This window comes from Micromonospora sp. NBC_00858 (genome assembly GCF_045207365.1).
Taxonomy (GTDB): domain Bacteria; phylum Actinomycetota; class Actinomycetes; order Mycobacteriales; family Micromonosporaceae; genus Micromonospora.
Genome location: NZ_CP108828.1, coordinates 4,662,858 through 4,687,181, shown reverse-complemented (window position 1 = coordinate 4,687,181; position 24,324 = coordinate 4,662,858). Strand labels below are relative to the sequence as shown.

At 72.5% G+C, this 24,324-nt stretch carries 21 protein-coding genes; 16 read left to right on the top strand and 5 right to left on the bottom strand.

The window, feature by feature from the left end:
- Window positions 1-32 precede the first annotated feature (32 nt).
- From OG990_RS21785 to rny, 8 genes are all read left to right on the top strand, one after another.
- Window positions 33-1,373 carry an aminotransferase class I/II-fold pyridoxal phosphate-dependent enzyme gene (locus tag OG990_RS21785; RefSeq protein WP_406076988.1) on the top strand — a complete coding sequence of 447 codons (1,341 nt, stop codon included), beginning with the start codon at window positions 33-35 and terminating at the stop codon, window positions 1,371-1,373.
- Between the two features lie 296 nt (window positions 1,374-1,669).
- Entirely contained in the window at window positions 1,670-2,374 is a 705-nt protein-coding gene (locus OG990_RS21780; RefSeq protein ID WP_328424751.1) for a UdgX family uracil-DNA binding protein, read from the top strand.
- 91 nt (window positions 2,375-2,465) lie between these two features.
- A complete protein-coding gene (locus OG990_RS21775) occupies window positions 2,466-3,848 on the top strand; it encodes an MFS transporter (RefSeq protein ID WP_406076987.1) in 1,383 nt (460 codons plus the stop codon).
- Between the two features lie 4 nt (window positions 3,849-3,852).
- Window positions 3,853-4,053 carry a DUF3046 domain-containing protein gene (locus tag OG990_RS21770; RefSeq protein ID WP_074318010.1) on the top strand — a complete coding sequence of 67 codons (201 nt, stop codon included), beginning with the start codon at window positions 3,853-3,855 and terminating at the stop codon, window positions 4,051-4,053.
- 184 nt (window positions 4,054-4,237) lie between these two features.
- Window positions 4,238-5,284 (top strand): recombinase RecA, encoded by a 1,047-nt coding sequence (gene recA / locus OG990_RS21765; RefSeq protein WP_053656326.1) that lies wholly within the window; start codon window positions 4,238-4,240, stop codon window positions 5,282-5,284.
- Window positions 5,285-5,298: 14 nt separating this feature from the next.
- The gene (locus OG990_RS21760; RefSeq protein ID WP_328424757.1) at window positions 5,299-5,997 is read left to right on the top strand and encodes a regulatory protein RecX; all 699 of its coding nucleotides are present in this window, start codon (window positions 5,299-5,301) and stop codon (window positions 5,995-5,997) included.
- Window positions 5,998-6,046: 49 nt separating this feature from the next.
- On the top strand, window positions 6,047-6,751 hold the full coding sequence (locus OG990_RS21755; protein ID WP_406076986.1) for a 3-keto-5-aminohexanoate cleavage protein: 705 nt from the start codon (window positions 6,047-6,049) through the stop codon (window positions 6,749-6,751).
- Between the two features lie 587 nt (window positions 6,752-7,338).
- Window positions 7,339-9,105: a ribonuclease Y gene (rny, locus tag OG990_RS21750; RefSeq protein WP_406076985.1), complete on the top strand. Its 1,767-nt coding sequence runs from the start codon at window positions 7,339-7,341 to the stop codon at window positions 9,103-9,105.
- A 226-nt stretch (window positions 9,106-9,331) separates the two neighbouring features.
- On the opposite strand, the gene OG990_RS21745 is transcribed toward rny, so the two are convergent.
- Genes OG990_RS21745 through OG990_RS21730 form a run of 4 tightly spaced genes read right to left on the bottom strand, consistent with a single transcriptional unit; the run spans window position 9,332 to window position 12,743 of the window.
- On the bottom strand, window positions 9,332-10,309 hold the full coding sequence (locus OG990_RS21745) for an amino acid ABC transporter permease (RefSeq protein ID WP_386989563.1): 978 nt from the start codon (window positions 10,307-10,309) through the stop codon (window positions 9,332-9,334).
- Window positions 10,306-11,013 (bottom strand): amino acid ABC transporter permease, encoded by a 708-nt coding sequence (locus tag OG990_RS21740; protein WP_328424765.1) that lies wholly within the window; start codon window positions 11,011-11,013, stop codon window positions 10,306-10,308. The genes OG990_RS21745 and OG990_RS21740 overlap by 4 nt, the downstream gene beginning before the upstream one ends.
- Before the next feature lie 41 nt (window positions 11,014-11,054).
- Window positions 11,055-11,930, bottom strand: a complete 876-nt coding sequence (locus OG990_RS21735; RefSeq protein WP_328424767.1) for a glutamate ABC transporter substrate-binding protein — start codon at window positions 11,928-11,930, stop codon at window positions 11,055-11,057.
- Between the two features lie 57 nt (window positions 11,931-11,987).
- Window positions 11,988-12,743: an amino acid ABC transporter ATP-binding protein gene (locus tag OG990_RS21730; protein ID WP_328424769.1), complete on the bottom strand. Its 756-nt coding sequence runs from the start codon at window positions 12,741-12,743 to the stop codon at window positions 11,988-11,990.
- Window positions 12,744-12,937: 194 nt separating this feature from the next.
- Between OG990_RS21730 and selD the strand changes: the two genes are divergently transcribed.
- Together selD and OG990_RS21720 are read left to right on the top strand one after the other, a co-directional pair.
- Window positions 12,938-13,927, top strand: coding sequence for a selenide, water dikinase SelD (selD, locus tag OG990_RS21725; protein WP_355608287.1), 990 nt, complete (start codon window positions 12,938-12,940; stop codon window positions 13,925-13,927).
- Window positions 13,928-14,163: 236 nt separating this feature from the next.
- Entirely contained in the window at window positions 14,164-14,643 is a 480-nt protein-coding gene (locus OG990_RS21720) for a hypothetical protein (protein ID WP_406076984.1), read from the top strand.
- A 50-nt stretch (window positions 14,644-14,693) separates the two neighbouring features.
- Here the strand turns inward: OG990_RS21720 and OG990_RS21715 are convergent, their stop codons facing one another.
- Window positions 14,694-14,948, bottom strand: coding sequence for a DUF2277 family protein (locus OG990_RS21715; protein ID WP_328424775.1), 255 nt, complete (start codon window positions 14,946-14,948; stop codon window positions 14,694-14,696).
- A gap of 171 nt (window positions 14,949-15,119) precedes the next feature.
- On the opposite strand from OG990_RS21715, the gene OG990_RS21710 reads away from it, so the two are divergent.
- The 6 genes from OG990_RS21710 to fxsT all read left to right on the top strand — a co-directional run bounded on the left by OG990_RS21710 (window position 15,120) and on the right by fxsT (window position 24,323).
- Window positions 15,120-15,308, top strand: a complete 189-nt coding sequence (locus tag OG990_RS21710; RefSeq protein WP_328424777.1) for a hypothetical protein — start codon at window positions 15,120-15,122, stop codon at window positions 15,306-15,308.
- A 63-nt stretch (window positions 15,309-15,371) separates the two neighbouring features.
- Window positions 15,372-17,666: an FxsB family cyclophane-forming radical SAM/SPASM peptide maturase gene (locus OG990_RS21705; protein WP_406076983.1), complete on the top strand. Its 2,295-nt coding sequence runs from the start codon at window positions 15,372-15,374 to the stop codon at window positions 17,664-17,666.
- Window positions 17,650-18,477, top strand: a complete 828-nt coding sequence (locus tag OG990_RS21700) for an AAC(3) family N-acetyltransferase (RefSeq protein ID WP_328424781.1) — start codon at window positions 17,650-17,652, stop codon at window positions 18,475-18,477. The genes OG990_RS21705 and OG990_RS21700 overlap by 17 nt, the downstream gene beginning before the upstream one ends.
- A 52-nt stretch (window positions 18,478-18,529) precedes the next feature.
- On the top strand, window positions 18,530-19,189 hold the full coding sequence (locus OG990_RS21695; protein WP_328424783.1) for a TIR-like protein FxsC: 660 nt from the start codon (window positions 18,530-18,532) through the stop codon (window positions 19,187-19,189).
- Entirely contained in the window at window positions 19,186-20,457 is a 1,272-nt protein-coding gene (locus OG990_RS21690; RefSeq protein WP_406076982.1) for a TIR-like protein FxsC, read from the top strand. The genes OG990_RS21695 and OG990_RS21690 overlap by 4 nt, the downstream gene beginning before the upstream one ends.
- Complete coding sequence (fxsT, locus tag OG990_RS21685; protein ID WP_406076981.1) at window positions 20,454-24,323, top strand: FxSxx-COOH system tetratricopeptide repeat protein; 3,870 nt, start codon at window positions 20,454-20,456, stop codon at window positions 24,321-24,323. Before OG990_RS21690 ends, fxsT begins: the two co-directional genes overlap by 4 nt.
- Window position 24,324 lies beyond the last annotated feature (1 nt).

The following is a 24,324-nucleotide window of genomic DNA, read 5'->3' as shown; positions in this document are numbered from 1 at the left end:
TCGCCCCTTTGTTCTAGTACAATCTCTGATTTGTGTCAGCACGCTATCAGTTCGCCGGGACGACGGCCGTCGCGATTTCGGCCAGCATCGAGTCGGGCATCCGTACGGGTGCCCTGCCACCCGGGACCGCCCTGCCACCGGTCCGGGTGCTCGCCGCCGAGTTGGGCGTCAGCCCGGCCACCGTCGCCCGTGCCTACCAGGAGCTGCGCCAGCGCGGCCTGCTCGCCACCGCCGGGCGGCACGGCACCCGGGTGCGCCCCCGCCCACCGGTGGCCGCCCGGCGCTCCGCGCTGCGCCCGGCGCCGTTGCCCGGTGCCCGTGACCTGTCCCGGGGCGAGCCCGACTCCCGGCTGCTGCCCTCGCTCGGCCCGCACCTGGCGGCCCTCGCCGCCGAGGCCGGCCCGCCGGTCGGCTACTCCACCGCCGGAGTGCTGCCCGAGCTTGCGGTGGCGGCCCGCGCCCGGCTGAGCGCCGACGGAGTGCCGGCCGGGGAGCTCACCCTCACCGGTGGCGCGCTGGACGGCATCGAGCGGCTGCTCGGCGCCCACCTGCGTCCCGGCGACGCGGTGGCGGTGGAGGATCCGGGCTGGGCCAACCTGCTCGACCTGGTCGCCGCGCTGGGGCTACGCCCGATCGGCGTACCGCTGGACGACGAGGGTCCGCTGGTGGCCGGGGTGGCGGCCGCGCTCGCCGCCGGTGCGCGGGCGCTGGTGGTCACCAGCCGGGCGCAGAACCCGACCGGCGCGGCCGTCTCCGCCGCCCGGGCCGAGGCGCTGCGGGCGCTGCTCGCCGGCCGGCGGGACCTGCTGCTGATCGAGGACGACCACGCCGCCGAGCTGGCCCGCGTACCCCTGCACCCGCTGGCCGGGGCGACCCCGAGCTGGGCCTTCCTCCGGTCGGCGAGCAAACCCTTCGGCCCGGACCTGCGGCTGGCCGTGCTGGCCGGCGACGAGACCACGGTGGCCCGGGTGACCGGCCGGACGCGGGTGGGCGCCGGCTGGGTCTCCACCGTGCTGCAACGACTGGTGCTCGCGCTGTGGCGGGACCCGGCGGTCGCCGAGCTGGTGGAGCGGGCGGCGGAGAGTTACGAGCAGCGGCGCGAGGGGCTGCTGGCCGCGTTGGCGGAGCACGGCCTGACCGCGCACGGCCGCAGCGGCATCAACGTCTGGCTGCCGGTGGCCGACGAGACCAGCGCGGTCACCGCGCTGCGCGACGCCGGCTGGTCGGTGGCCCCCGGCAGCCTCTACCGAATCGCCGCCCCGCCCGGCCTCCGCATCACCATCAGCCCTCTCGCCACGTCCGATCTCGCCCCGCTGGCCGCCGCGCTGGCCCAGGCCGCGGATCCAACCCCACTCCCCGGCTTCTCCACCTGACCCACCGCTCCCCGACCAGGTCCCGTCCAGGACAGAAAGCGGGAGATCGCGACGGTTTGGGCTGCGTGGGGTGGGTATGCGGAGCGCCGGAGGTGGGGACCATGGCTTCAGGTGGGACGCGCAAGGGGATCTGGATCGCGGTGGCGGTGGTGATCATCATCATCGTGATCGTGCTGATCGCGATGGCGTCCGGCGACGGCGGCGGCGGCAACGGGTACTGACGCGGTACGGCTGGCTGCCCGCAGTCGCCGGGGCGTACCCGGCACGAGGCACCGAACAGGTATATAACAGTCGGCATGGCCAAGGAGACCGGGAGTGCCCCGGGCGCCCAGCGGTTCATCCCTCCCGACGCGGACACCATCGACGAGCTGCGTGCCGCCGCGGGTGGCTGTCGGGGGTGCGAGCTGTACCGGGACGCCTCGCAGACGGTCTTCGGCCGGGGGGACGAGAGCGCGCGAGTGGTGCTGGTCGGGGAGCAGCCCGGCGACCTGGAGGACCAGAAGGGGCTGCCCTTCGTCGGTCCGGCCGGTCGGCTGCTGCGCCGCGCGGTCGACGACGCCGGGCTGGACCCGAGGCAGCTGTACCTCACCAACAGCGTGAAGCACTTCCGTTTTGAGCTGCGCGGCAAGCGGCGGATCCATCAGACCCCGGACCAGGTGCACATCACCGCCTGCCGGCCCTGGCTGGTCGCCGAGTTCGCCCGGCTCCGGCCGGAGATCGTGGTGGTGCTCGGCGCGACCGCCGCCAAGGCGCTGCTCGGCCCGTCCTTCCGGGTGACCAAGCAGCGCGGGGAGTTGCTGCCCTGGCCAGCCTCGGCTCAGCACCCGGAGGACTTCACCCGCGTGCCGGTGGACAGCGCCGGCACGGTGGCCGGCGTGCCGCCGGCCCGGCTGCTGGCCACCATCCACCCGTCCGCCGTGCTGCGCGCCGACGACCAGGACAAGGCGTACGAGGGACTGGTCGCCGACCTCACCGTCGCCACCCGCGCCCTGCCCGCCTGAGAACGAGCGTCGGATCGGCTGACAGCGAAACCCACTGCCGTCGGCGGCAGCGGGTGCGCGAGGATGGGCACCCCCGTCCTGAGGAGCGCCGATGGCCACCGACCTGAGCGCGCCACGTACCGTCCGGCCCGACGTCGCGCCGATCCAGCGGCATACCCTGCGGCTGCTCTTCACCACCCAGATCATCGGCGGCATCGGCGTGACCATCGGCATCGCCGTCGGTGCGCTGCTCGCCGACCGGATCGCCGGCACCGCGGTAGCCGGCCTGGCGCAGAGCGCCGGGGTGGTCGGCGCGGCGCTGCTCGCCATCCCGGTCACCCGGATCATGGCGCGGCACGGCCGTCGGCCGGGCCTGGTGGTGGCGTACGCGGTCGGTGCCGTCGGCGGCGTGCTGGTGGTGCTGGCCGCGGTCACCCGCTCGGTGCCGCTGCTCTTCCTCGGCATGCTGTTCTTCGGCGGAGGCACCGCCGCGAACCTCCAGGCCCGTTACGCGGCGGTGGACCTCGCCGAGCCTGCCCGCCGGGCTCGGCAGCTCTCCCTGATCGTCTGGGCCACCACCATCGGCGCGGTGGCCGCTCCGAACTTCGCCGCCCTGGCCGACCGGGTCACGAGTGGCTGGGGACTGCCGCCGCTGGCCGGCCCGTTCGCGTTCAGTGCGGTTGCGTTCGTGCTGGCCGGCGGCGTACTCCTCGGGTTGCTCCGGCCCGACCCGCTGCTCACCGCGCGCCGTCTCGCGGCGGCTGACGCGCCGGTGGCCGACGTGCCGGCGGCCGTGCTGGCCGCCGAGGTGCCAGCGGACGGCGGCCCGGTCGGTGGCGGTGCGGCGCCGGCCGCCGAGCCGGTCGAGGTGCGCGCGCCGCGCGGCGCCGGGATGCGGGTGGCCTGGTCGGTGGTACGCGAGCGGCCCGCCGCCCGGCTCGGCATCGCGGCGGTGGCGGTCGGCCACCTGGTGATGGTGGCGGTGATGTCGATGACCCCGGTGCGGCTCGGTGAGTCGCACGCCGACGCCGACGTGCTGCGGCTGGTCGGCATCGTGCTGAGCCTGCACATCGCCGGCATGTACGCCCTCTCCCCGCTGGTCGGCTGGCTCACCGACCGGCTCGGCCGGCGGGTGGTGATCCTCGGTGGGGTCGGGCTGCTGCTGGCAGCCTGTGCGGTCGCCGGCACCGCCGGGCACCACACGCCCCGGCTCTCGGTCGGTCTGGTGCTGCTCGGGCTGGGCTGGTCGGGGACGATGGTGGCCGGCTCGACGCTGCTCTCCGAGTCGGTGCCGGACGGCGTGCGGCCGAGTGTCCAGGGGCTGTCCGACCTGACCATGGGGCTGGCCGGGGCCGGCGCCGCCATGGCTAGCGGGTTTGTCATGCAGGTCGCCGGTTATCCGGTGCTCACCCTGCTCGCGGCGGTCGCGACGGTGCCCCTGGTGGCGCTAGCGTTGCGCCCGGTGCCGACCGGGGCACCGGACGAGGAGGGCTGATCACGTGCGGCTGACCGACTTCTGGGCGCGGCTGGAGGAGGCGTTCGGGCCCGGCTACGCGGCCAGCATCGCCCGCGACCAGGTGCTGTCCCAGCTCGATGGACGCACCATCGAGCAGGCGTTGGCGTCGGGGGAGCAGACGCACGTGGTGTGGCGGGCGGTGTGCGCCGCGTACCCCGACCGAGTGCCCGCGCGACTACGCTGAGCAGCCTTTCCGGCGCTTCCGCGTGTCGCTTGTCGAGTCGTACACCTGTTCGGCTATTGTCCACAGCGGGGTGCTCGTCCACAGCTCGCGGCCCGTCGGCTGGTTTTCTGTCGGACCCAGCGCCTAGCGTGTCCGCGTGACGCGAAGCTCAGCAAAGACGCCGGCGAAGGCAGGGGTGGCAACCATGGCAGCAGGGCCTGACCGGGAGAAGGCACTCGACCTAGCTCTCGCTCAGATTGACAAGCAATTCGGCAAGGGCTCGGTGATGCGGCTGGGGGACCGGCCCGTTGTCCAGACCGCGATCATCCCGACCGGCTCCATCGCGCTCGACGTGGCACTCGGCATTGGCGGCCTGCCGCGCGGCCGGGTGGTCGAGATCTACGGCCCGGAGTCCAGCGGTAAGACCACGGTGGCGCTGCACTCGGTGGCCAGCGCCCAGCGGCTCGGCGGCATCGCGGCCTTCATCGACGCCGAGCACGCGCTCGACCCGGAGTACGCGAAGGCCCTCGGGGTCGACACCGACGCGATGCTGGTCTCCCAGCCGGACACCGGCGAGCAGGCGCTGGAGATCGCGGACATGCTGATCCGCTCCGGCGCGATCGACATCATCGTGATCGACTCGGTGGCGGCCCTGGTGCCGCGCGCCGAGATCGAGGGTGAGATGGGCGACAGCCACGTGGGCCTCCAGGCCCGGCTGATGAGCCAGGCGCTGCGGAAGATCACCGGTGTGCTCAGCAACACCGGCACCACGGCGATCTTCATCAACCAGCTCCGGGAAAAGATCGGCGTGATGTTCGGCAGCCCGGAGACCACCACCGGTGGTCGGGCACTGAAGTTCTACGCCTCGGTCCGGCTCGACGTGCGACGCATCGAGAGCCTCAAGGACGGCACCGACGTGGTCGGTAACCGCACCCGGGTCAAGGTCGTGAAGAACAAGGTCGCGGCCCCGTTCAAGCAGGCCGAGTTCGACATCATGTACGGCAAGGGCATCTCGCGCGAGGGCTCGCTTATCGACGTCGGCGTGGAGCAGGCGATCATCCGCAAGTCCGGCGCCTGGTACACGTACGACGGCGACCAGCTCGGCCAGGGCAAGGAGAAGGCCCGGGAGTTCCTCAAGGAAAACCCGGACGTGGCCGCCGAGATCGAGAAGAAGATCCTGGAGAAGCTCGGCGTCGGGGTCGGTGCGGGTGACGCCGCCGGCGGCCCGGAGCTGCCGCCGGTCGACTTCTGACCGGTCGCTGACCCATGGCAGGACGACGCGCCCGTACGGGACGGGGCTGGGATGCCAGCCCACCCCGTACGGGCGATGCCAGTGACCCGCCCCGCCCTCGCCGGGGTCGCCGTGGCCGGTCCGAGGAGGCCGACGCCGTCGAGTCCTCGGCGCCGCCTCGTGACGAGTCGGAGGTGGCGCGCGAGATCTGCCTGCGCCAGCTCGCCGTCCGGCCACGCACCCGGGCCGAGCTGGCCGGGGCACTGGCCAAGCGGGGCATCTCCGAGCAGGTCTCGGCCGAGGTCCTCGACCGGTACGACGAGGTCGGCATCATCGACGACGCCGCGTTCGCTCGGGCCTGGGTGTCCAGCCGGCACACCGGGCGTGGCCTGGCCCGCCGGGCGCTCGCCAACGAGCTGCGCCAGCGGGGCGTGGACGGTGAGGTGGCCACCGAGGCGCTGGGCGAGCTGGACGAGGAGACCGAGGCGGAGACCGCCCGTGCCCTCGTGGAGCGGAAGCTGCGCACCGCCCGGGGTGAGCCCGACGCGATCTTCCGGCGACTGGTGGGCATGCTGGCCCGCAAGGGCTACCCACCCGGCGTGGCGATCCGGGCAGTGAAGGACGCGATCGCGGCGCAGAGCGCCGAGGCGGCCGAGTTCGCCGAGCAGATCGACGCCGACGCGCTCGCCGACGCCGAGGGCGAATTGGACCGCGACAACCGTCCGGTCGAGTGAGCGGCCCGGTCGGTGGTCCGGGGCGAATCCCGATGGGGGTGTGGGCCGGATGCTGAAGGCATGTCTGAACGGCGGGCGCGGCCGGGAGGCCCATCCGGCCGTGCCGCTCACTCCGGCGGAGTTGGCCGCCGACGCGGCCCGCTGCGCGGCACTCGGCGTCGCGGCCGTGCACGTCCATCCCAGGGACGCGGCCGGCGCCGAGTCACTGCGGCCGGCGGTGACCGCTGACGCGCTGACCGCGATCCGCGCCGCTCGGCCGGGGCTGCCGGTCGGGGTGAGCACCGGAGCCTGGATCGAGCCGGATCCGGCCGCCCGGGTCGCCGCCGTCCGGGCCTGGCCGGTGCTGCCCGACTTCGCCTCGGTCAACGCACACGAGCCCGGCGCCGAAGCGGTCGCCGCCGCCCTGCACGAGCGCGGTGTGCTCGTCGAGGTGGGGCTGTGGACGCTCGACGCGGTCGCGGCGTACCGGAGCTGGCGGGTGCCGGCCGGGCGGGTCCTCGTCGAGTGCATGGCCGAGGACGTGGCGGTCGCGCTGGTCGACGCATCCCGGATCCTCGCCGCGCTGCCGGCAGACGCATCGCCGGTGCTGCTGCACGCCGAGGGTCCGGCGACCTGGCCGGTCCTCGCCGAGGCGGTACGCCGGAGTTTGGGCGCCCGGATCGGGCTCGAGGACACCCTGCACCTGCCGGACGGCTCGCCCGCTGCGGACAACGCGGCGTTGGTGGCGGCAGCGGTGGCGGCCGGCGCCGGCTGACCGGAGTCGGGCCGGGTCTCGGGCCGGTGTCCTCAGTTAGACGGATGGGTCACACCCCGCTCGGTCGTCGGCCGTCGCCTGACAACCGCCTGGGCGCGGGCTGAGCAGGCCCGACACGTCCAGGGGGCAGTGCGCCTCGCGGAGTTTGTCCCCTCCTGTCCGACGCGATATCAGCACGCCGTGACGCTGTAACTTCGCTCCGTTCGGGGGGTTTGATCATGAGTCCTTGACCAGACCGCCCCTGGCGACCTAGCCTCGCCATACAGGCTCACATTGCCCGACCAGCGCAGGCTAAGCGCACAACATAGATCGCGTAACAGAACAGCATCACTTTGGCCGACTCCGCGGCCTTTGGCGGCAGTTCCGGACAGGCCGGTCCGGAACGCCGCGACAACTGCACCCGGTCGCCGACGTTGCCCGAGGGCACCGCCGGCGGAGAAAGCTAACCACGGCCAGCCGCTCCGGTCGGGCGTCCACAGCCGCAGGAGTGTGCCCCCGGCACAGTCGCTGCGGTCTCGACGTTCAGGGGAGGCGGCCATGGCGGGGCGGCGGCACAGGTTCACCAGCGGGCCCCACGGGGTCCCGGCATGAACGCCTTCGACATCGTGCTCCTCGCGGCCGTCCTGATCCTCGCCGTGGTGGTGGTCGGGGCCGTGCTGGTCGGCGTCCGGACGCTGCGCCGGATGGGTGCGGCGCCGGCGCCGGAGGATCCCGCCTTCATCGCCGAGAAGGACCGCCAGGAGCAGTCGCTGGCCGCCCTGCGCAGTGCGGCCGACAAGGCGAACAGCACGATCGACGTGGCGAAATCCGCAGCGGCCGCCGCCCGCGCTGAGGCGGCGGCGGCTACCGCCGAGGCGAAGGCCGCCCGGGCAGAGGCCCGCCGGGTGCTCGACGACGCCCGCGCCGAGGCGGACACCGTGCTGGAACGCGCGCACAAGCAGGCCGAGGCGGACGCCGAGCAGTTGCGCACCACCGCCCGGCGCAGCGGCGAGCGGGAGGTCGCGGTGCTCGCCGCCACCACCCGGGAGCAGGCCGCCGAGGTGGAGCGCCGGGCAGCCCGGATGGACGAGCGGGAGCGGCTGCACACCGAGGAGGTGGAGCGGTTCGCCGAGCGGGAGCGGCAGCTCACCGAGGCGAGGGCCGCGCTGGCGGCCCGGAAGTCCGCGCTCAGCCAGCGCGAGACCGACCTGGCCGAGGCGGAGGAGTTGCGCCGTCGGGAGCTGGAGCGGGTGGCCGGGCTCACCGCCGAGGCGGCCCGGCTGGAGCTGATCGAGGCCATCGAGACGCAGGCCAAGCGGGAGGCCGCGCTGTTGGTGCGGGACATCGAGTCCGACGCGCGCAGCACCGCCGAGCAGCGGGCCAGACACATCGTGGTGGACGCGATCCAGCGGGTGGCCAGTGAACAGACCGCGGAGAGCGTGGTCAGCGTCCTGCACCTGCCCGGCGACGAGATGAAGGGGCGGATCATCGGCCGGGAGGGCCGCAATATCCGCGCCTTCGAGTCGGTGACCGGGGTCAACCTGATCATCGACGACACCCCGGAGGCGGTGCTGCTGTCCTGCTTCGACCCGGTGCGCCGGGAGGTCGGCCGGCTCACCCTGGAGAAGCTGGTGCTGGACGGGCGGATCCACCCGCACCGGATCGAGGAGGTCTACGACCTGGCCCGGCACGAGGTGGAGGAGCTCTGCCAGCGGGCCGCCGAGGACGCCCTGGTCGAGGTCGGCATCACCGAGATCCACCCGGAGCTGGTCACCCTGTTGGGCCGACTGCGCTACCGCACGTCGTACGGGCAGAACGTGCTCAAGCACCTGGTCGAGACCGCGCACATCGCCGGCATCATGGCCGCCGAGCTGCGGCTGGACGTGCCCATCATCAAGCGGTCGGCGTTCCTGCACGACATCGGCAAGGCGCTCACCCACGAGGTGGAGGGCAGTCACGCCATCATCGGCGCCGACCTGGCCCGCAAGTACGGCGAGCACGAGGACGTGGTGCACGCCATCGAGGCGCACCACAACGAGGTGCCGCCGCAGACCATCGAGGCCGTGCTCACCCAGGCCTCCGACGCCTGCTCCGGTGGGCGGCCGGGCGCGCGCCGGGAGAGCCTGGAGGCGTACGTCAAGCGGCTGGAGCGGATCGAGGAGATCGCCGCCAGCAAGCTCGGCGTGGACAAGGTCTTCGCCATGCAGGCCGGCCGGGAGATCCGGGTGATGGTCAAGCCGGACGACGTGGACGACATCGGGGCGGCCGTGTTGGCCCGGGACGTCGCCAAGCAGATCGAGGAGGAGCTGACCTATCCGGGTCAGATCCGGGTCACCGTGGTCCGCGAGTCCCGCGTCACCGAGATCGCCCGCTGAGTCAGACCGGCAGCCCTCTCCGGGCAGCCCTCTCCGGGCAGCCCTCTCCGGGCGGACCGCCCGGGCGGACCAAGCGGCCGGGCGGACCTCCCGACCAAGCGGCCGGGCGGACCAGGCGGCCGGAGTCAGCGTTCCAGGTCGCCGGCGTGATGGCACGACCCTGGCATTGACCGAAGGGCCGCCCCGAATCATTCGGGGCGGCCCTTCTTGGTCGGTGTGGCGTGGCTCAGATGCCGCCGCCCCCGCCGCCGCCTTCGGCCTGCGACATGAGCGCGGCCGGCGGCAGGTGGTCCGTCGCGATGCCTGCCGTCTTGCGGCCCCGGGAGAGTCGGCGCTGGACGTACTGGGCCAGCTTCGACAGCGAGTAGTTCACCGCGATGAAGAGCACGGCGATCACGACGTACACCTGGATCGGGTTGCCCAGCACGCCGATGATCTGCTTGCCGATGTTCAGTGTTTCCTCGTAGCTGATGATGAAGCCCAGCGAGGTGTCCTTGAGCACCACGACCAGCTGGCTGATCAGCGCCGGCAGCATGATCCGGAAGGACTGCGGCAGCAGGATCATCCGGGTGATCTGCGCCGGGGAGAGCCCGATGGCGGCGGCGGCCTCCGCCTGACCGCCCGGCAGCCCCTCCATGCCGGAGCGGAGGATCTCGGCGATCACCACCGAGTTGTAGATGGTGAGGCCGATCACCAGGTACCAGAGGTTGTCGAAGTAGAGGCCGAACTCGGGGAAGCCGCGGGCCACGAAGAAGATGGTGAGCACCACGGGCAGGCCGCGGAACACCTCGACGCAGACCCGGGTGACCGCCGACAGCAGCGTGCTCAGCCCGCGCAGCAGGTACGCCACCGGCGTCGCCGCGCCGGTGAACCGGCGCCGGGTCAGGCTCTTGAGCTGGATCCGTAGTACGGCGAGCAGCGTGCCGACCACCAGCGAGGCCAGGATGGCCAGTGCCGCCGCGATCAGGGTGTTCTTGAAGCCGAGGCCGATCCGATCCCACACCTGCGAGAAGTTCTCGTTGGAGGGGTCGACCAGCGGGCCCCACAGCTCCATCGACAGCTGGCCCTTGTCGTCCAGCGGCAGGTAGATCAGGAAGTACGCCCCGATCAGCAGCACCACCGTGGCGACCAGGCTGCTGATGAGCGTGATCCGCCGCTGGCGGGGGCCGGGGACGTCGTAGAGGACGCTGGTCTGCCGGGTCATCGGGCCACCGCCTGTCGCTTCTCCAGCCGGTCCAGCAGGGCGCCGAGCGGCACAGTCATGATCAGGTATCCGATCGAGATGCCGATGGCGACGGGGATGAAGGCGTAGCCCTCGGCCGAGGTGAGCTGGTCGGCGGTCTGCGACAGGTCACCGACCACCCCGAAGAAGCCGACCAGCGCGGAGTTCTTGATCATCGCGATGATCACCGAGCCGAGCGGCACCACGGAGGCCTTCCAGGACTGCGGCAGCACCACGTGGCGCAGGTTCTGGCCGAAGGTGAGCCCGAGCGAGCGTGCCGCCTCGGCCTGCCCCGGCGGCACCGCGTTCACCCCGGAGCGGAGCGCCTCGCAGACGAACGCCGCGGTGTAGAGCACCAGGGCGATCAGGGCGAAGCGGAAGTACGGCAGGTCAGTGCCGAGCCGGTTGAACAGCGAGTCCAGGACGGGGATGCGCAGGAAGTCGGCGTTGGAGCCGAGCGCCGGCAGACCGAACGCGGCGAAGAACATCACCACGGTCAGCGGCATGTTGCGGAAGACGTTGACGTAAACCGTGCCGACCGCCCGCAGCGGCGGCACGGGGGAGATCCGCAGTACCGCCACGATGGCGCCCAGGATCAGGGCGCCGATCGCGGCGAGTACGCAGATCTGGAGGGTGAGCCAGAAACCACCCGCAAAGACGTCGAACTTGTCGATGAGCACGTTCACGGGTCGGTGTTCCTCCCCACCCTCCAGATCGAAGGATCAGATCAGTAGCGGTTGATGGTCGGAGCCGCGCCCAGTTCCGCGCCGAACTTGCCGGCGGTGTCGTCCCAGGCCTTCTTCCAGCTACCGTCGGCGACCGCCTTGTCCAGCGTGTCGTTGATGAAGCTGCGGAAGTCCGCGTCCTCCTTCTTCACACCGATGCCGTACGGCTCCTTGGTGAAGTTGGTGCCGGCCAGCTTGAAGGACGCCTCGTCCTTGGCGATGTAGCCGAGCAGGATCACGTTGTCCGTGGTGACGGCGTTGACCTGGCCACCCTTGAGGGCGTCGCGGCACTTGTCGTAGGTGTCGAAGAGCACCAGCTGGGTGCCGACGTCCTTGACGTACTGCTTGATCGTCTCGGCCGGGGTGGAGCCGGTGACCGAGCAGACCTTCTTGGTGCCGTCCTTGAACGAGTCCGGACCGGTGATGGTGGTGTCGTCCTTCTTGACCAGGATGTTCTGGCCGGCCTCGTAGTACGGGCCTGCGAAGGCGATCCGCTCCTTGCGCTTGTCGTTGATCGTGTACGTCGCCGCGACGAGGTCGACGTTGCCGTTGACGATGACGTCCTCACGGACCTTCGACGGCGTCTCGACGTACTCGATCTTGTCCTCGGGGATACCGAGCTCCTTGACGATGATCTTGGCGATCTCGACGTCGAAGCCCTCCGGCTTGCCCGACAGGCCCTTCTGGCCGAAGCCCGGCTGGTCGAACTTGGTGCCGATCTTGATCTTCTGCGCCTTGTTCAGCTTCTCCATGGTGCTGCCGGCCGCGAAGGACTTGCTGCCGGAACCGGCGTCCTCCCCGTCGTCACCGCCACAGGCGGTCAGGCCGAGCGCCAGAGCGGCGACCGCGGCGACCGCGGCAACGCGCTTGATACGCATACTCTTCTCCTTCTTCGACGGAGCCCACCGGTGTCCGGCGCGCCCCACTGCGGACACCTAGTGCGTGAGGATCTTGGAGAGGAAGTCCCGGGCGCGCTCACTGCGCGGGTTGGCGAAGAACTCCGCCGGCGGGGCGTCCTCGACCAGTTGGCCGTCGGCCATGAAGATGACCCGGTTCGCGGCGTGCCGGGCGAAGCCCATCTCGTGGGTGACCACGACCATCGTCATGCCGTCGCGGGCCAGCGAGGTCATCACGTCCAGCACCTCGCCGACCATCTCCGGGTCCAGCGCGCTGGTCGGCTCGTCGAAGAGCATCGCCTTGGGCTGCATGGCCAGCGCCCGGGCGATGGCCGCCCGCTGCTGCTGGCCGCCGGAGAGCTGGGCCGGGAACTTGTCCGCCTGGTTGGCGATGCCGACCCGGTCGAGCAGGGCCAGGCCGCGCTCGCGGGCTGCCGCCGGCTTCTCCTTGCGGACCTTGACCGGGCCGAGGGTGACGTTCTCGAGGATGGTCTTGTGAGCGAAGAGGTTGAAGGACTGGAAGACCATGCCAACCTCGCTGCGCAGCTTGGCGAGGGCCTTACCCTCGGCCGGCAGTGGCTCGCCGTCGAAGGTGATGGTGCCCGAGTTGATCGGTTCCAGTCGGTTGATGGCGCGGCACAGCGTCGACTTGCCGGAGCCGGACGGGCCGATCACCACGACCACCTCGCCCCGACCCACCGACAGCGAGACGTCATCCAGCACGTGCAGCGGTCCGAACCATTTGTTGACCGCGTCCAGCACGATGAGCGGTTCGCCCGTCGTCACGTCGTCCACCGTCCCTGTCGTCTCCCGGATCGGGGTCGGTTGACCCCCGGTGCGGCCACTGTAGGCGGCGCTATGTGGCAGAACGCAACCTGGCGGGTCACGGAGCGGTAACACCGGTCACGATCGTCGTGCCGAGTCCGATTCCGGTCACTGTGCGGACTGCGGCGGTGGCACCAGCCGCGAGTAACCGAAATCATAGGGGGATGACCGAACCGGTACGGCTGACCCGTTACGCCCGCGGTGGCGGCTGCGCCTGCAAGATTCCCCCGGGCGAACTCGAGATCATGGTGGCGGGTCTCGGCCCGGCCACCGGCACCGCCGAGCTGCTGGTCGGTCTGGACCACGGCGACGACGCGGCGGTGGTCCGCCTGGACGAGCGGACCGGCCTGGTCACCACCGCCGACTTCTTCACACCGGTGGTCGACGACGCGTACGACTGGGGGCGGATCGCTGCCGCCAACGCGCTCTCCGACGTGTACGCCATGGGTGGCGTCCCGCTGGTAGCGCTCAACCTGCTCTGCTGGCCGCGCGACGTGCTGCCGCTGGAGCTGGCCCGCGAGGTGCTGCGCGGCGGCCAGGACGTGGCCCGGGAAGCCGGCTGTCACCTGGCCGGCGGGCACAGCGTGGACGACGACGGCCCGAAGTACGGCCTCGCGGTCACCGGCACGGTCCGGCCGGAGGAGCTGATCACCCTCGACGCCGGCCGGGCCGGGGTGCCGCTGTCGCTGACCAAGCCGCTCGGGGTGGGCGTGCTGAACACCCGGCACAAGAACACCGGCGAGAGCTTCCCGGAGGCGGTGGCCACGATGAGCGCGCTCAACCGGGACGCCGCCCGGGCGGCGGTCGCTGCCGGCATCCGCTGCGGCACCGACGTGACCGGATTCGGTCTGCTCGGGCACGCCTCGAAGCTGGCCCGGGCCAGCCGCCTCACGGTGGCGATCGACACCGCCCGGGTGCCCTACCTGGCCGGTGCGCGGGAGGCGCTGCGTGACGGGTACGTCAGCGGCGGCACCCGGCGCAACCTGGACTGGGTCACCCCGTGGACCGACTTCGGCGCCGCGGACGAGGGCGAACGGCTGCTGCTGGCCGACGCGCAGACCTCGGGCGGCCTGCTGGTCGCCGGTGAGCTGCCGGGCGCGCCCGTGGTGGGTGAGCTGCTGCCCCGCAGCGAGCACCTGGTCGTCCTGCGCTGACCGGCCGGGCGGCCCCGCCGTCAGGGCCCGGAACACGCGGCGGCGGTGGTGCAGATGGCGCACCATACCCGATAAACTGTCACCTTCCGGCCACTCGAAGCAATGCTGCTCGGGGAAATTTTGCCCGGAATGGTCACAGACCGGTAACTTGCCCCCGGCTGAGGTCAAATGCCCCCCACCATCGTCAGTAAGGCCCGATCCGGAGGCCGGTGGGACGAACGCAGCGAGGAGGCGGAATGACCGAGCTGTGGAACTGGAGAATCGACCGGGTACGACCCGTGGAGGTCTACCCGGCGCTGGCCGAGGCGCTCGGTCGGGTGGTGATGCCGCTGGCGGTGGCCGACCCGGCCCGACTGCCGGCGTACGCGGTGGTCTGCGACGTCTGGCAGGCGCCGGGCGACTTCGCGACGATCGTGGACTGCTACGGGGTGCCCGAGCGGCTCTCCGAGCACGCCAGCATCGCCGCGCTGGCCCGGCTACTGGACCGCAACTGCCTGCTGCGCGACGACACGCTCGACGCCGGCCGACACCTGCTCGTCGCCCCGGACGGCACGGTCCGCCCGGTGCACTTCGACATGCGGGACACCGACGACGGCGAGGTGCTCAGCAGGCAGCGGCTCTGCACGCTGGCCGACCCGGGCTGCCGGGGCTGGTCGCAGTGCCACCGCTCGCGTTGGGCGCCCGACACGGTCGCTCCGGTGCTCGCCGCGGCCTGACCCTCCGGTCCGGCCCGGCCGGCCCCGGTCACCGGGCGCCGCCCTGGCGATCAGCCGCGGCCGGAGGCGGTGGCCGGCTGGTCCGCGGCGGCCGGCCCGGCACCCCGCACCACAAGCTGGTCGAGCAGGGTGCGGGTGGCCTCGGTCACGGCGGCCACGGCGGCGTCGAACGCGGCGGCGTTGTGCGCGGCGGGCGCCCGGAAGCCCGAGATCTTGCGGACGTACTGCAACGCCGCCGCCTCGATGTCCGCCTCGGTCACCTGCGGGGTGAACGGCTCACGCAGCGTCTTGATGCTCCGGCACATATGACACTCCCTCATCTGTCGCTGTCGACACCCCGACTGCCACCAGCGGTGCCGGCGATTGTACCGACGGTGACACTGGGTCGATATTTGTCTATCCTGGTCACGGACCAGAGCCTTTCGAGCCATTGCCGCCGCTCGCGCTCCCGCGCCCCGGGCCCCCGGAGACTCATTGTGGACCATGCCCCCACCCGCCCATCCCGTCCCGCGCTCGCCGATCTGACGCGTTGCCTGCACACCCCGCTGGAGCGGATCGCCGTCGACCATGCCGACCTGGTCGCGACGGTCCGGCAGCGCGTCCTCGCCGGTGATTCGATGCCCTCGGGCACCGTTCCCGTCGCCGCCTTCAACTCGTCCATCTGATCGATGGTCTGCTGGTGTGGTTCGCCCAGGTCGGGCGGATCGTGCCGGCGGATCAGCCAGTTCGTGCTGAAGGTGCACAGCAGGTGTGACCTCAGCTGCGACCACTGCTACGTCTACCAGCACGCCGACCAGACCTGGCGTGGCCGGCCGGTCCGGATGCCACTGGCCACCGTCCGGGCCGCCGCGAAGCGGATCGCCGAGCACGCGCGCGACCACGGGCTGCCGGTGGTGCACGTGGTGCTGCACGGCGGCGAGCCGCTGTTGCTCGGTGCGGCCGGGCTGCGCGAGGTGCTGGTCGAGTTGCGGGCGGCGATCACCCCCTGGACTCAGCTCGACCTACGCATGCAGACCAACGGCGTGCTGCTCGACGAGGAGCTGTGCGGCGTGCTGGTCGACCACGACGTGAAGGTCGGCGTGTCGTACGACGGCGACCGCGCCGCCAACGACCGGCACCGCGTGTTCGCCCACGGCGGCAGCAGTCACGACCACGTCCGGCGGGCTCTGGCCCTGCTCCGTCACCCGGCTCATCGCGCCAGCTACGCCGGCATCCTCTGCACCGTCGACGTCCGTAACGATCCCGACCGGGTCTACGAGGCACTGCTGGCCGAACACCCGCCCCGGGTCGACCTGTTGCTGCCGCACGCCACCTGGGATCACCCCCCGGCCCGCCCCGACGTCACGGCCACCCCGTACGCGGACTGGCTGGGGCGCATCTACCGGCGGTGGGTGGACGACGGGCGGCCCGTGTCGATCCGGCTGTTCGAGGCGCTGCGCCCGGGTGGAGGCGGCACCGAGGCGTTCGGCCTCGCCCCGGCCGATGTGCTCGTGGTCGAGGCGGACGGCACCTGGGAGCAGGTCGATTCGCTGAAGACCGCGTACCACGGCGCGGCCGGCACCGGATTCGACGTGTTCGGTCAGTCGGTGGACGAGGCCGCCCGGCACCCGGGGGTCGCCATTCGACAGGACGGTGTGGCCGGGCTCAGTGCCACCTGCCGGTCCTGCCCGGTCGTCGACCGGTGCGGCGGGGGCCTGTACGCCCACCGTTGGCGCACCGGTTCCGGCTTCGACAACCCCTCGGTGTACTGCGCCGATCTGCGCGGCCTGATCGACACGGTGGCCGCGTACCCGCCACCGGGCCACGCCGCCCACCCCGCGTCACCCGAGCGGGACGACTCGCCCGTCGACGAGCTGCTGGACGAGCTGGCGACCGGGCACGAGTCGGAGCAGACCCTGGATCTACTCGCCGCCACCCAGCTCTCCATCACCCGGGCGCTGCTGGCGGCGTGGCGGGAGAAGACCGGCCGCACCGCCGCCTGGGAGCTGCTTGCGCACCTCGACGGCACGGCACCGGACGCGGTCCGGGCGGTCCTCACGCACTCCTTCGTCCGCCCGTGGCTGGCGCACTGCCTCGGCCCATCGGCCCGGTCCGGGCTCGCCCGGGCGGTCGACCCGCTACCGGCCCTCGCCATCGCCGCCGCCCTCCGGGCGGGCGTCCCGACCGCGCTGAGCATCCCGGTGCCGGCCGGCACGATCACGCTGCCCACGCTCGGCAGCCTGGTGTTGCCGAGCGGCAGCGGGGAGAGCGCCGAGGTGACCGTCCTCCCGTGCGAGTTCCGGGTCCGAGTCGGGCCGGCGGAGCAGATGGTGTCCCTCGATCCGGCCGGGCCGCCGTCGGTCGGCTGGCGACCCACGCGCGGCGTGCCGGTGCCCGGTCGTCACCTGTTCGTCGAGGACGGCGATCCGTACCGGGACTGCTACGGCCAGCCCGTCGCGCCCCGCCTGGACGACGTGGCGGTGCGTGCGTTGGGCCGTACCCTGGCCGACGCCTGGCGCGTCGTGCACCGCGACGTGTCGGCCCACGCGGCCGCGCTCGACGCCGGTCTGCGCGCCGTCGTGCCGCTGGCCCCCGACCCGGCGAGACCGCTGCGGAGCGCCACCGCCCGGGACGCGTTCGGTGCGATCGCCGTCACCCCCATCCCGGACCCGGAGACGATGGCGGTGCTGCTCGTGCACGAGTGGCAGCACGCGAAGCTCGGTGCGGTGCTCGACCTGTACGACCTCGTCGAGCCGAGCTCAGCCACCCGGATTCGGGTGCCCTGGCGCCCCGATCCCCGGCCGCCGGAGGGGGTGCTCCAGGGGGTGTACGCCCACCTGGCGGTCACCCAGGTGTGGCGGTCCCGGGCGGATGCCGACCGGCCCGGCCACCCGGACGCGCCCGCGCACGCAGCCCGTTACCTGTCGTGGACCCGGAACGGCGCCGACGCGCTGCTGGCCAGCCGCACGCTCACCCCGGCAGGGGAGCGGTTCGTCGGCCGGATCCGGCACGCCCTGGAGGAGACCCGTGTCGGGCCCGGATGAGGCGCGCGACCCACCCGCGCTGGGCCGCCCCCGCCTCGCCGCGGACCTGCGGGCGTTGGGCGTCCGTCCCGGTGCGTGCCTCCTGGTGCACTGTGGCCTCCGGCGGGTGGGTCCGCTGGAGCGCGGCCCCGCGACACTCGCCGGCGCGCTGCGCGACGTCCTCGGCCCGGCCGGCACGCTGCTGGTCCCCACCCAGACCGCCGGCAACTCGACCACCTCCCGGACCTACCTGGCGGCTACCGCCGGCATGGACGCGGCGCAGCTCGCCCGGTACGAGGCCGCCCTGCCCGGCTGGGACGGTCGGACCACCCCCTCACAACGGATGGGGGCGCTCGCCGAGTTCGTCCGGTGTGCCCCCGGTGCGGTGCGCAGCGATCATCCGCAGACCTCGTTCGCCGCGCTCGGTCCCCGGGCGCGGCAGCTCACCGACCGTCACGACCTCGACTGCCACCTGGGCGAACGCTCACCGATGGGTGCCCTGTGCGCGGCGGACGGGCAGATCCTCCTGCTCGGCGTCGGCTACGAGGCGTGCAGCGCGCTGCACCTGGCCGAGTACCGGCTGCCGGTGCCGCCGCCGGAGCGGGACTATCGCTGTTTTCGGCTCGTCGACGGGCGTCGGGTCCGCCTCGACTTCCGCGCCCTCGACCTGGACGACAGCGACTTTCCGACAGTGGGGGCCGCGCTCGACGGCGAGCCGTTCGTCCGGCACGGTCGGGTCGGCCGGGCGAGCGCGCGGCTGCTGCCGCTGCGCGCCACTGTGGACTTCGCGGTCGGCTGGCTCGCCGCGAACCGCTTGGCGGCCAGGCATTGACGTGGGGACTACTCTGATGGTCCGGCCGCGTGGGGAGGGCGGAGGGACTGCAGTGAGCACAGTGGACCCGCACTCCGGCACGCGCGCCCCACTGTTCTTCCTCAGCTACTCACGGTCGCCGGTCCGCCGGGCCACCGGCAACCCCGCCGAGTACGTCTCCCGTTTCTACGAGGACCTGTCGGTTCACGTCAGCGAGCTGGTCGGCCCGGTGACCGGAGTCGACCCCGGCTTCATGGACAGCTCCATCGCGGGCGGCGAACGCTGGAGCCCGGAGCTGCTCGAGGCCGCCGGCACCTGCCAGGTCTTCGTTCCGCTGGTGTCCAGCGCGCTGCTCGGCAGCGACTGGTGTGGCCGGGAGTGGGATGCCTTCTCCCGCAGGCGGATCGTCCGGCGGCCCGGCGCCGCCTCGGCGCACGAGACGGCGATCGTGCCGGTCACCTGGTCGCCGACGAACGGCACGCCACTGCCCCGGGTACTCCGCGACATCCAACGGTTCACCCCGACCGCGATGCCGGATCCCGACATCGCGGTGCACTACCAGCGGGATGGGGTCTACGGATTGCTCACCATGCAGTGGGAGAACGCGTACCGGGCGGTGGTCTGGCGGCTCGCCCAACGGATCGTGGCCATCCACCGGTCGTACCTGGTGGAGCCGTGGGTGCCGGCGAGCGTGGACGACCTGTGCAACCGGTTCGCCGAGGAACCGGGATGAGCCCGCCGACGGGCCGACGCCGGGCGGCGGCCCGGGGGACGTACTTCTTCCTCAGCTATGCCCACTCCGCGCCGCCGCAGGGCGCGCGGGCCGATTCCGACGTCTGGGTCGGCCAGTTCTTCGACGACCTGACCGCGGAGGTGACCCGCCAGGCGCGGCCGGTGGCGGGGTTGCGGATCGGGTTCTTCGACCAGCACATTCCGTTGGGCGCCGACTGGAAGGCGGCCCTCGCGGAGGCGCTCGGTGATGCGGAGGTCTTCGTCCCGCTCTACTCGCCCGGTTACTTCAGCCGCCCGTGGGCACTGGGAGAGCAGGAATCGTTCCGGGCCCGGCTGGCCGCTGCCGGGCAGGCCCGGACCGCCGCCGGCCACCTCACCCCGGTGCTGTGGATCCCCTTCCCGCCCTGGGAGACCCACCCGGAGCTGGACGGCGCCCTGGACCTGGGCCGGGACATCCCGGAGTACGCCGAGAACGGCCTGCGCGCGCTCTGCATGCTGGCCTCCTACCGGGCACAGTACGAACTCCTGCTGAGCCGGTTGGCCGCCCGGATCGTGCACACCGCCGAGCGGCAGCCGCTGGGCCCGTCCCGGGCGCCCGGCCTGGACGAGGTCACCCGCCCGGCACCGACCGACCCGGACTTCGTCGTCGCCGTCCTGGCCCCCACCCGGGACCACCTGCCGGCCGACCGTGATCCCGCCGGCTACGCCGCCAGCGGCCGGCTCTGGCGGCCGTACGGCAGCCGTCAGGAGCTGCCCGCCGCCGAGTACGCGGCCAGCACGGCCGAGCGGCTCGGGCTGTCGGCCCGCACGGCGGACTTCGCGCAGGCCGCCGGGCTGCTCGACCGCCGACCGGCCGTGCTGTTGGTCGACCCGTGGATCGTGGCGGCGCCGGACGCGCCCGGCACCCTCGAAGGCCTGCTGCACGGCCTGCGGGAGTGGGTCGTCCCGCTCGTGGTCACCGACGACGACGATCCGCAGGACGCCGCCCGATGGGCCAATGAAGTGACGGAGCTGCTGCACGACGCCGGCCTGCCCCAGGTGAAGCAGGCGTGCACCATGCGGGAGTTCGTCGACCTGATGCCGGCGCTGGTGACCGAGGCCCGCCGCCAGTTCCTCAAGTACGCCCCGGTCGTCGCCTTCCCCCCGCCGCCGGAGCCGGTGCCCAGCCTGCGCGACGTGCCGCCCGGCCCCGGCCCGGCGAATCCAGCCGACCTTGCGTCCCCGCCCGATGATCCGGCGACACCGCGTCCCCACGGAGAGAACCAATGAGCAACGATCGCGAAGGCCAGGTCGTCACCTTCTACTCGTTCAAGGGTGGGACGGGCCGGACGATGGCGCTGGCGAATGTGGCCTGGATCCTGGCGGCCAGTGGACGGCGGGTGCTGGTCGCGGACTGGGACCTCGAGTCACCCGGCCTGCACCGCTTCTTCCACCCCTTTCTCGACGCCGAGGCCATCCAGGGCACCAGCGGCGTCATCGACCTGATCCGCGACTACGAGTGGGAGACCACCCGGGCCGACGACCGCCCCGAGCGGTGGATGGAGCAGTACGCCCGCGTCGGCCGCCACGCGTTCTCGCTGCGCTGGAACTTCCCGGACGGCGGCGGGCTCGACTTCCTCTCCGCCGGCCGCCAGAACAGCGACTACGCCGTCTCGGTGAGCGGGCTGGACTGGGACAACTTCTACAACCGGCTGGGCGGGGCGCAGTTCTTCGAGGCGCTGCGGGCGGACATGAAGCGGCAGTACGACTTCACGCTGATCGACAGCCGGACGGGGCTGAGCGATGTCGCCGACATCTGCACCCTGCACCTGCCGGACACCCTGGTCGACTGTTTCACCCTCAGCGACCAGGGCATCGACGGCGCGGCCCGGGTCGCGCACTCGGTGCGGGACCGCTATCGGCGGCGGGACATCCGGGTCCTGCCGGTGCCGATGCGGGTGGACCAGGCCGAGAAGGAGCGCGCCGAGGCGGGCCGCCTGTTGGCCATGCGCCGGTTCGGCGGGCTACCGGCCGGCATGACGGAGGCCGAGCGGCGGCGGTACTGGGCGGCGGTGGAGGTCCCGTACCGGCCGTTCTACGCGTACGAGGAGACGCTGGCGACGTTCGGCGACCCGCCCGGATCCCCGACGTCACTGCTGGCCGCGTTCGAGACGTTGACCGGGATCCTCACCGAGGGAGCGGTGACCTCGCTGCCGGTCATGGACGAGTCGGTGCGGGAACGGGGCAAGGCCCGCTTCCGCCGGCGTACCGAGGCGATCGACGACCAGATCGTGCTCCGCTGCGCCCCGGAGGACGCCATCTGGGCCGAGTGGCTGGAGCGGGTGCTCAGCTCGGCCGGGATGCGGGTCGTGGACCCCGGGTCCGCCGTCGGGTCCGCCGGTACGCCCGCCCCGCGCACGCTGACGGTGGTGTCGCCGGCCTACGTGGCGACACCGTCCGGTGGCCTGCCGGCCCGCGACACCAGCACCGGCTCCACGGCCCTCGCCGTGTACGTCTCCGACCTGCGCCCGCTGGCGGAGTTCCCGGCCCAGAGCTCGACCAACCTGGTCAACGTGAGCGCCGCGACGGCCGTGGAGCGGGTGTTGCGGCTGGTCGGCCGACCGGTTCCGTCGCCAGCGGACGGTCCGGCGGGCGGGGGTGCCCGCTATCCCGGCGCCGAGCCGTTGATCTTCAATGCGCCCAACCGGAACGCGCGCTTCACCGGCCGCGAGGACGACCTGGCGCAACTGCGCGCCCAGTTGCAGAGCGGAGGCAGCGCGGTGGTGCTGCCGGTCGCTCTGCAGGGCATGGGCGGCGTCGGCAAGACGCAGGTCGCCCTGGAGTACGTGCACCGGTTCAAGGCCGCCTACGACGTGGTCTGGTGGATCGTCGCGGACCCGCCGCAGTTCGTCGACACCGCCCTGGCCGACCTCGCCACGCGGCTCGGCATCACCGCCGGGCCCACCACGCCCGACACCGTCCGGTCGGTGCTGCAGGTGTTGGGCCGGGGCGAGCCGTACGAGCGGTGGCTCGTCGTGCTCGACAACGCCGAGGAACTCGACCAGATCGAGCCGTTCCTGCCACAGGGGCCTGGGCACGTCCTGCTGACCTCCCGCAACCGCGCCTGGGGTGATCGGGCGAACCCGATCCAGGTCGATGTCTTCGACCGGACGGAGAGCGTCGCTCACCTCGCCCAGCGGGTGCCCACGATCAGTGGGGAGGAGGCCGACCGGGTGGCCGATGCGCTCGGCGACCTGCCGATCGCGGTGGCCGCCGCGGGCGCGTGGCTCGCCGACACCGGCACGTCGGTCGCCGACTACCTGCGGCAGATCGAGCGGCACGGCCCCAGCGCGCTCTCCGTGGAGGCCACCTGGGACCTGTCGTTGAACCGGCTGCACGATCAGGCGCCCGCCGCGTACCGGCTGTTGCAGCTCTGCTCGGTGCTGGCCCCGGAGATCGCCCTCGACCTGATCTACAGCGACGAGATGGCGGCGGCCCTCGTGCCGTTCGACCCGTCGGTGTCGGAACGGCTCGTGCGCGGCGCGCTGATCCAGCAGATCAACCGGCTGGCGCTGCTCAAACTCGACGTCCAGGGCGGTCGGGTTCAGGTGCACCGGTTGTTGCAGGCGGTGGTGCGGGACCGGATGACCGACGACGAGATCGTCACCGTTCGGCACCAGGTGCACCTGGTGCTGGCCGCGTCCCGACCGCGCGGCGACGTGGACGATCCGACCACCTGGCCCCGGCTGCGCATGCTCTGGCCACACCTGGAGGTCTCCGACGCGGTGTCCTGCCCCGACGAGTCGGTGTGTCAACTGCTGATCGACCGGGTCCGCTACCTGTGGCAGCGCGGCGGCCTGGAGCAGGCCAACGGGTTCAGCGAGCAGGTGGACGAAACCTGGTCCGCGCGGCTGGAGGGCCTGGACGACGAGGGTGAGGCCACGGCGCTGGGTCGCCAGCTGCTGTACCTGCGGTTCAACCGGGCGAACATCCTGCGCAGCCTGGGCCGGTTCGACGAGTCCCGGGACCTGGACGAGGCGGTGCTGGCCGAGCAGCGCCGGCTCCTGGGCCCGTTGCACCCGCACAGTCTGATGACCGCCGGCAGTCTCGCCGGTGACCTGCGGGCGCTCGGCCGGTACGCCGAGGCGCTGGAACGGGACCGGTCCACGTACGCCTCCTGGCTCCAGGTGTTCGGCGAGGACCATCCCCGGACGTTGAGCGCGGCCAACAACCTCGCTGTCTCGTACCGGCTGGTCGGCGACTACCGGTCGGCCCGCCGATGGGACGACGAGGTGCACCAGCGGCGGCGGCTGGTACTCGGCCCCACCAACCCGTACACCCTGGTCTCCGCCGTCCGACTGGGCAGCGACCTGCGCGAGGCCGGCGAGTACGAGAGGTCGGCCATCCTGCTGCGCACGGTGTATGACGCGTACTGCGAGGTGCTGGGGCCCGACGACGGCCTCTCCCTCGGTGCCCAGGTCAACCTGGCGGTGTCGCTGCGCAGTACCGGTCGGGCGGGCGAGGCCGCACCCTTGTTCGAGGCGGCCTACCGGAAGCTCGACGAACGCTTCGGGCCGGACAACCCGGACACGGTGTCGTGCCGGGCGAGCCGGGCGGCGAACCTGCTGGCCGTCGGCGACGCGGCCCGGGCGCTCACCGAGATGACCGCGGTCAGCCAGGCGTACGAGGAGGATCTGCGCCTCGGCCCCACGCACCCGCACACCCTGGCGACGTTGAGCAACATCTCCGCCGCCGAACGTGCGGTCGGCCGCCGGTCGGAGGCCCGCGCGTCGGCCGCGCGGGCGGCCGGCGAGCTGCGCAAGGTGCTCGGCCCGGATCACCCGCACACCCTGGCGGCGGAGGTGAACCAGGCGGTGTGCCTCGCCGAGGAGGGTGAGTGGGTGCCGGCGCGGGAGCGGCTGCGGGAGACCGCCGACCGGCTGTCCGAGGTGATCGGCGCGGCTCACCCCGACACGCTTCGCTGCCTCGGTGATCTCGCCCTGGTGTCGAGGCACGCTGGTGACGGCGCTCCCGCCGAGGCCGTGGCCGCGGTGGCCGACCGGCTGGCCGAGGTGATCGGCCAGGAGCATCCGACCGTGCAGACCCTGCGTGAGCGGCGGTTCGTGGTCCGGGTGATCGACCCGCACTCGTTCTGAC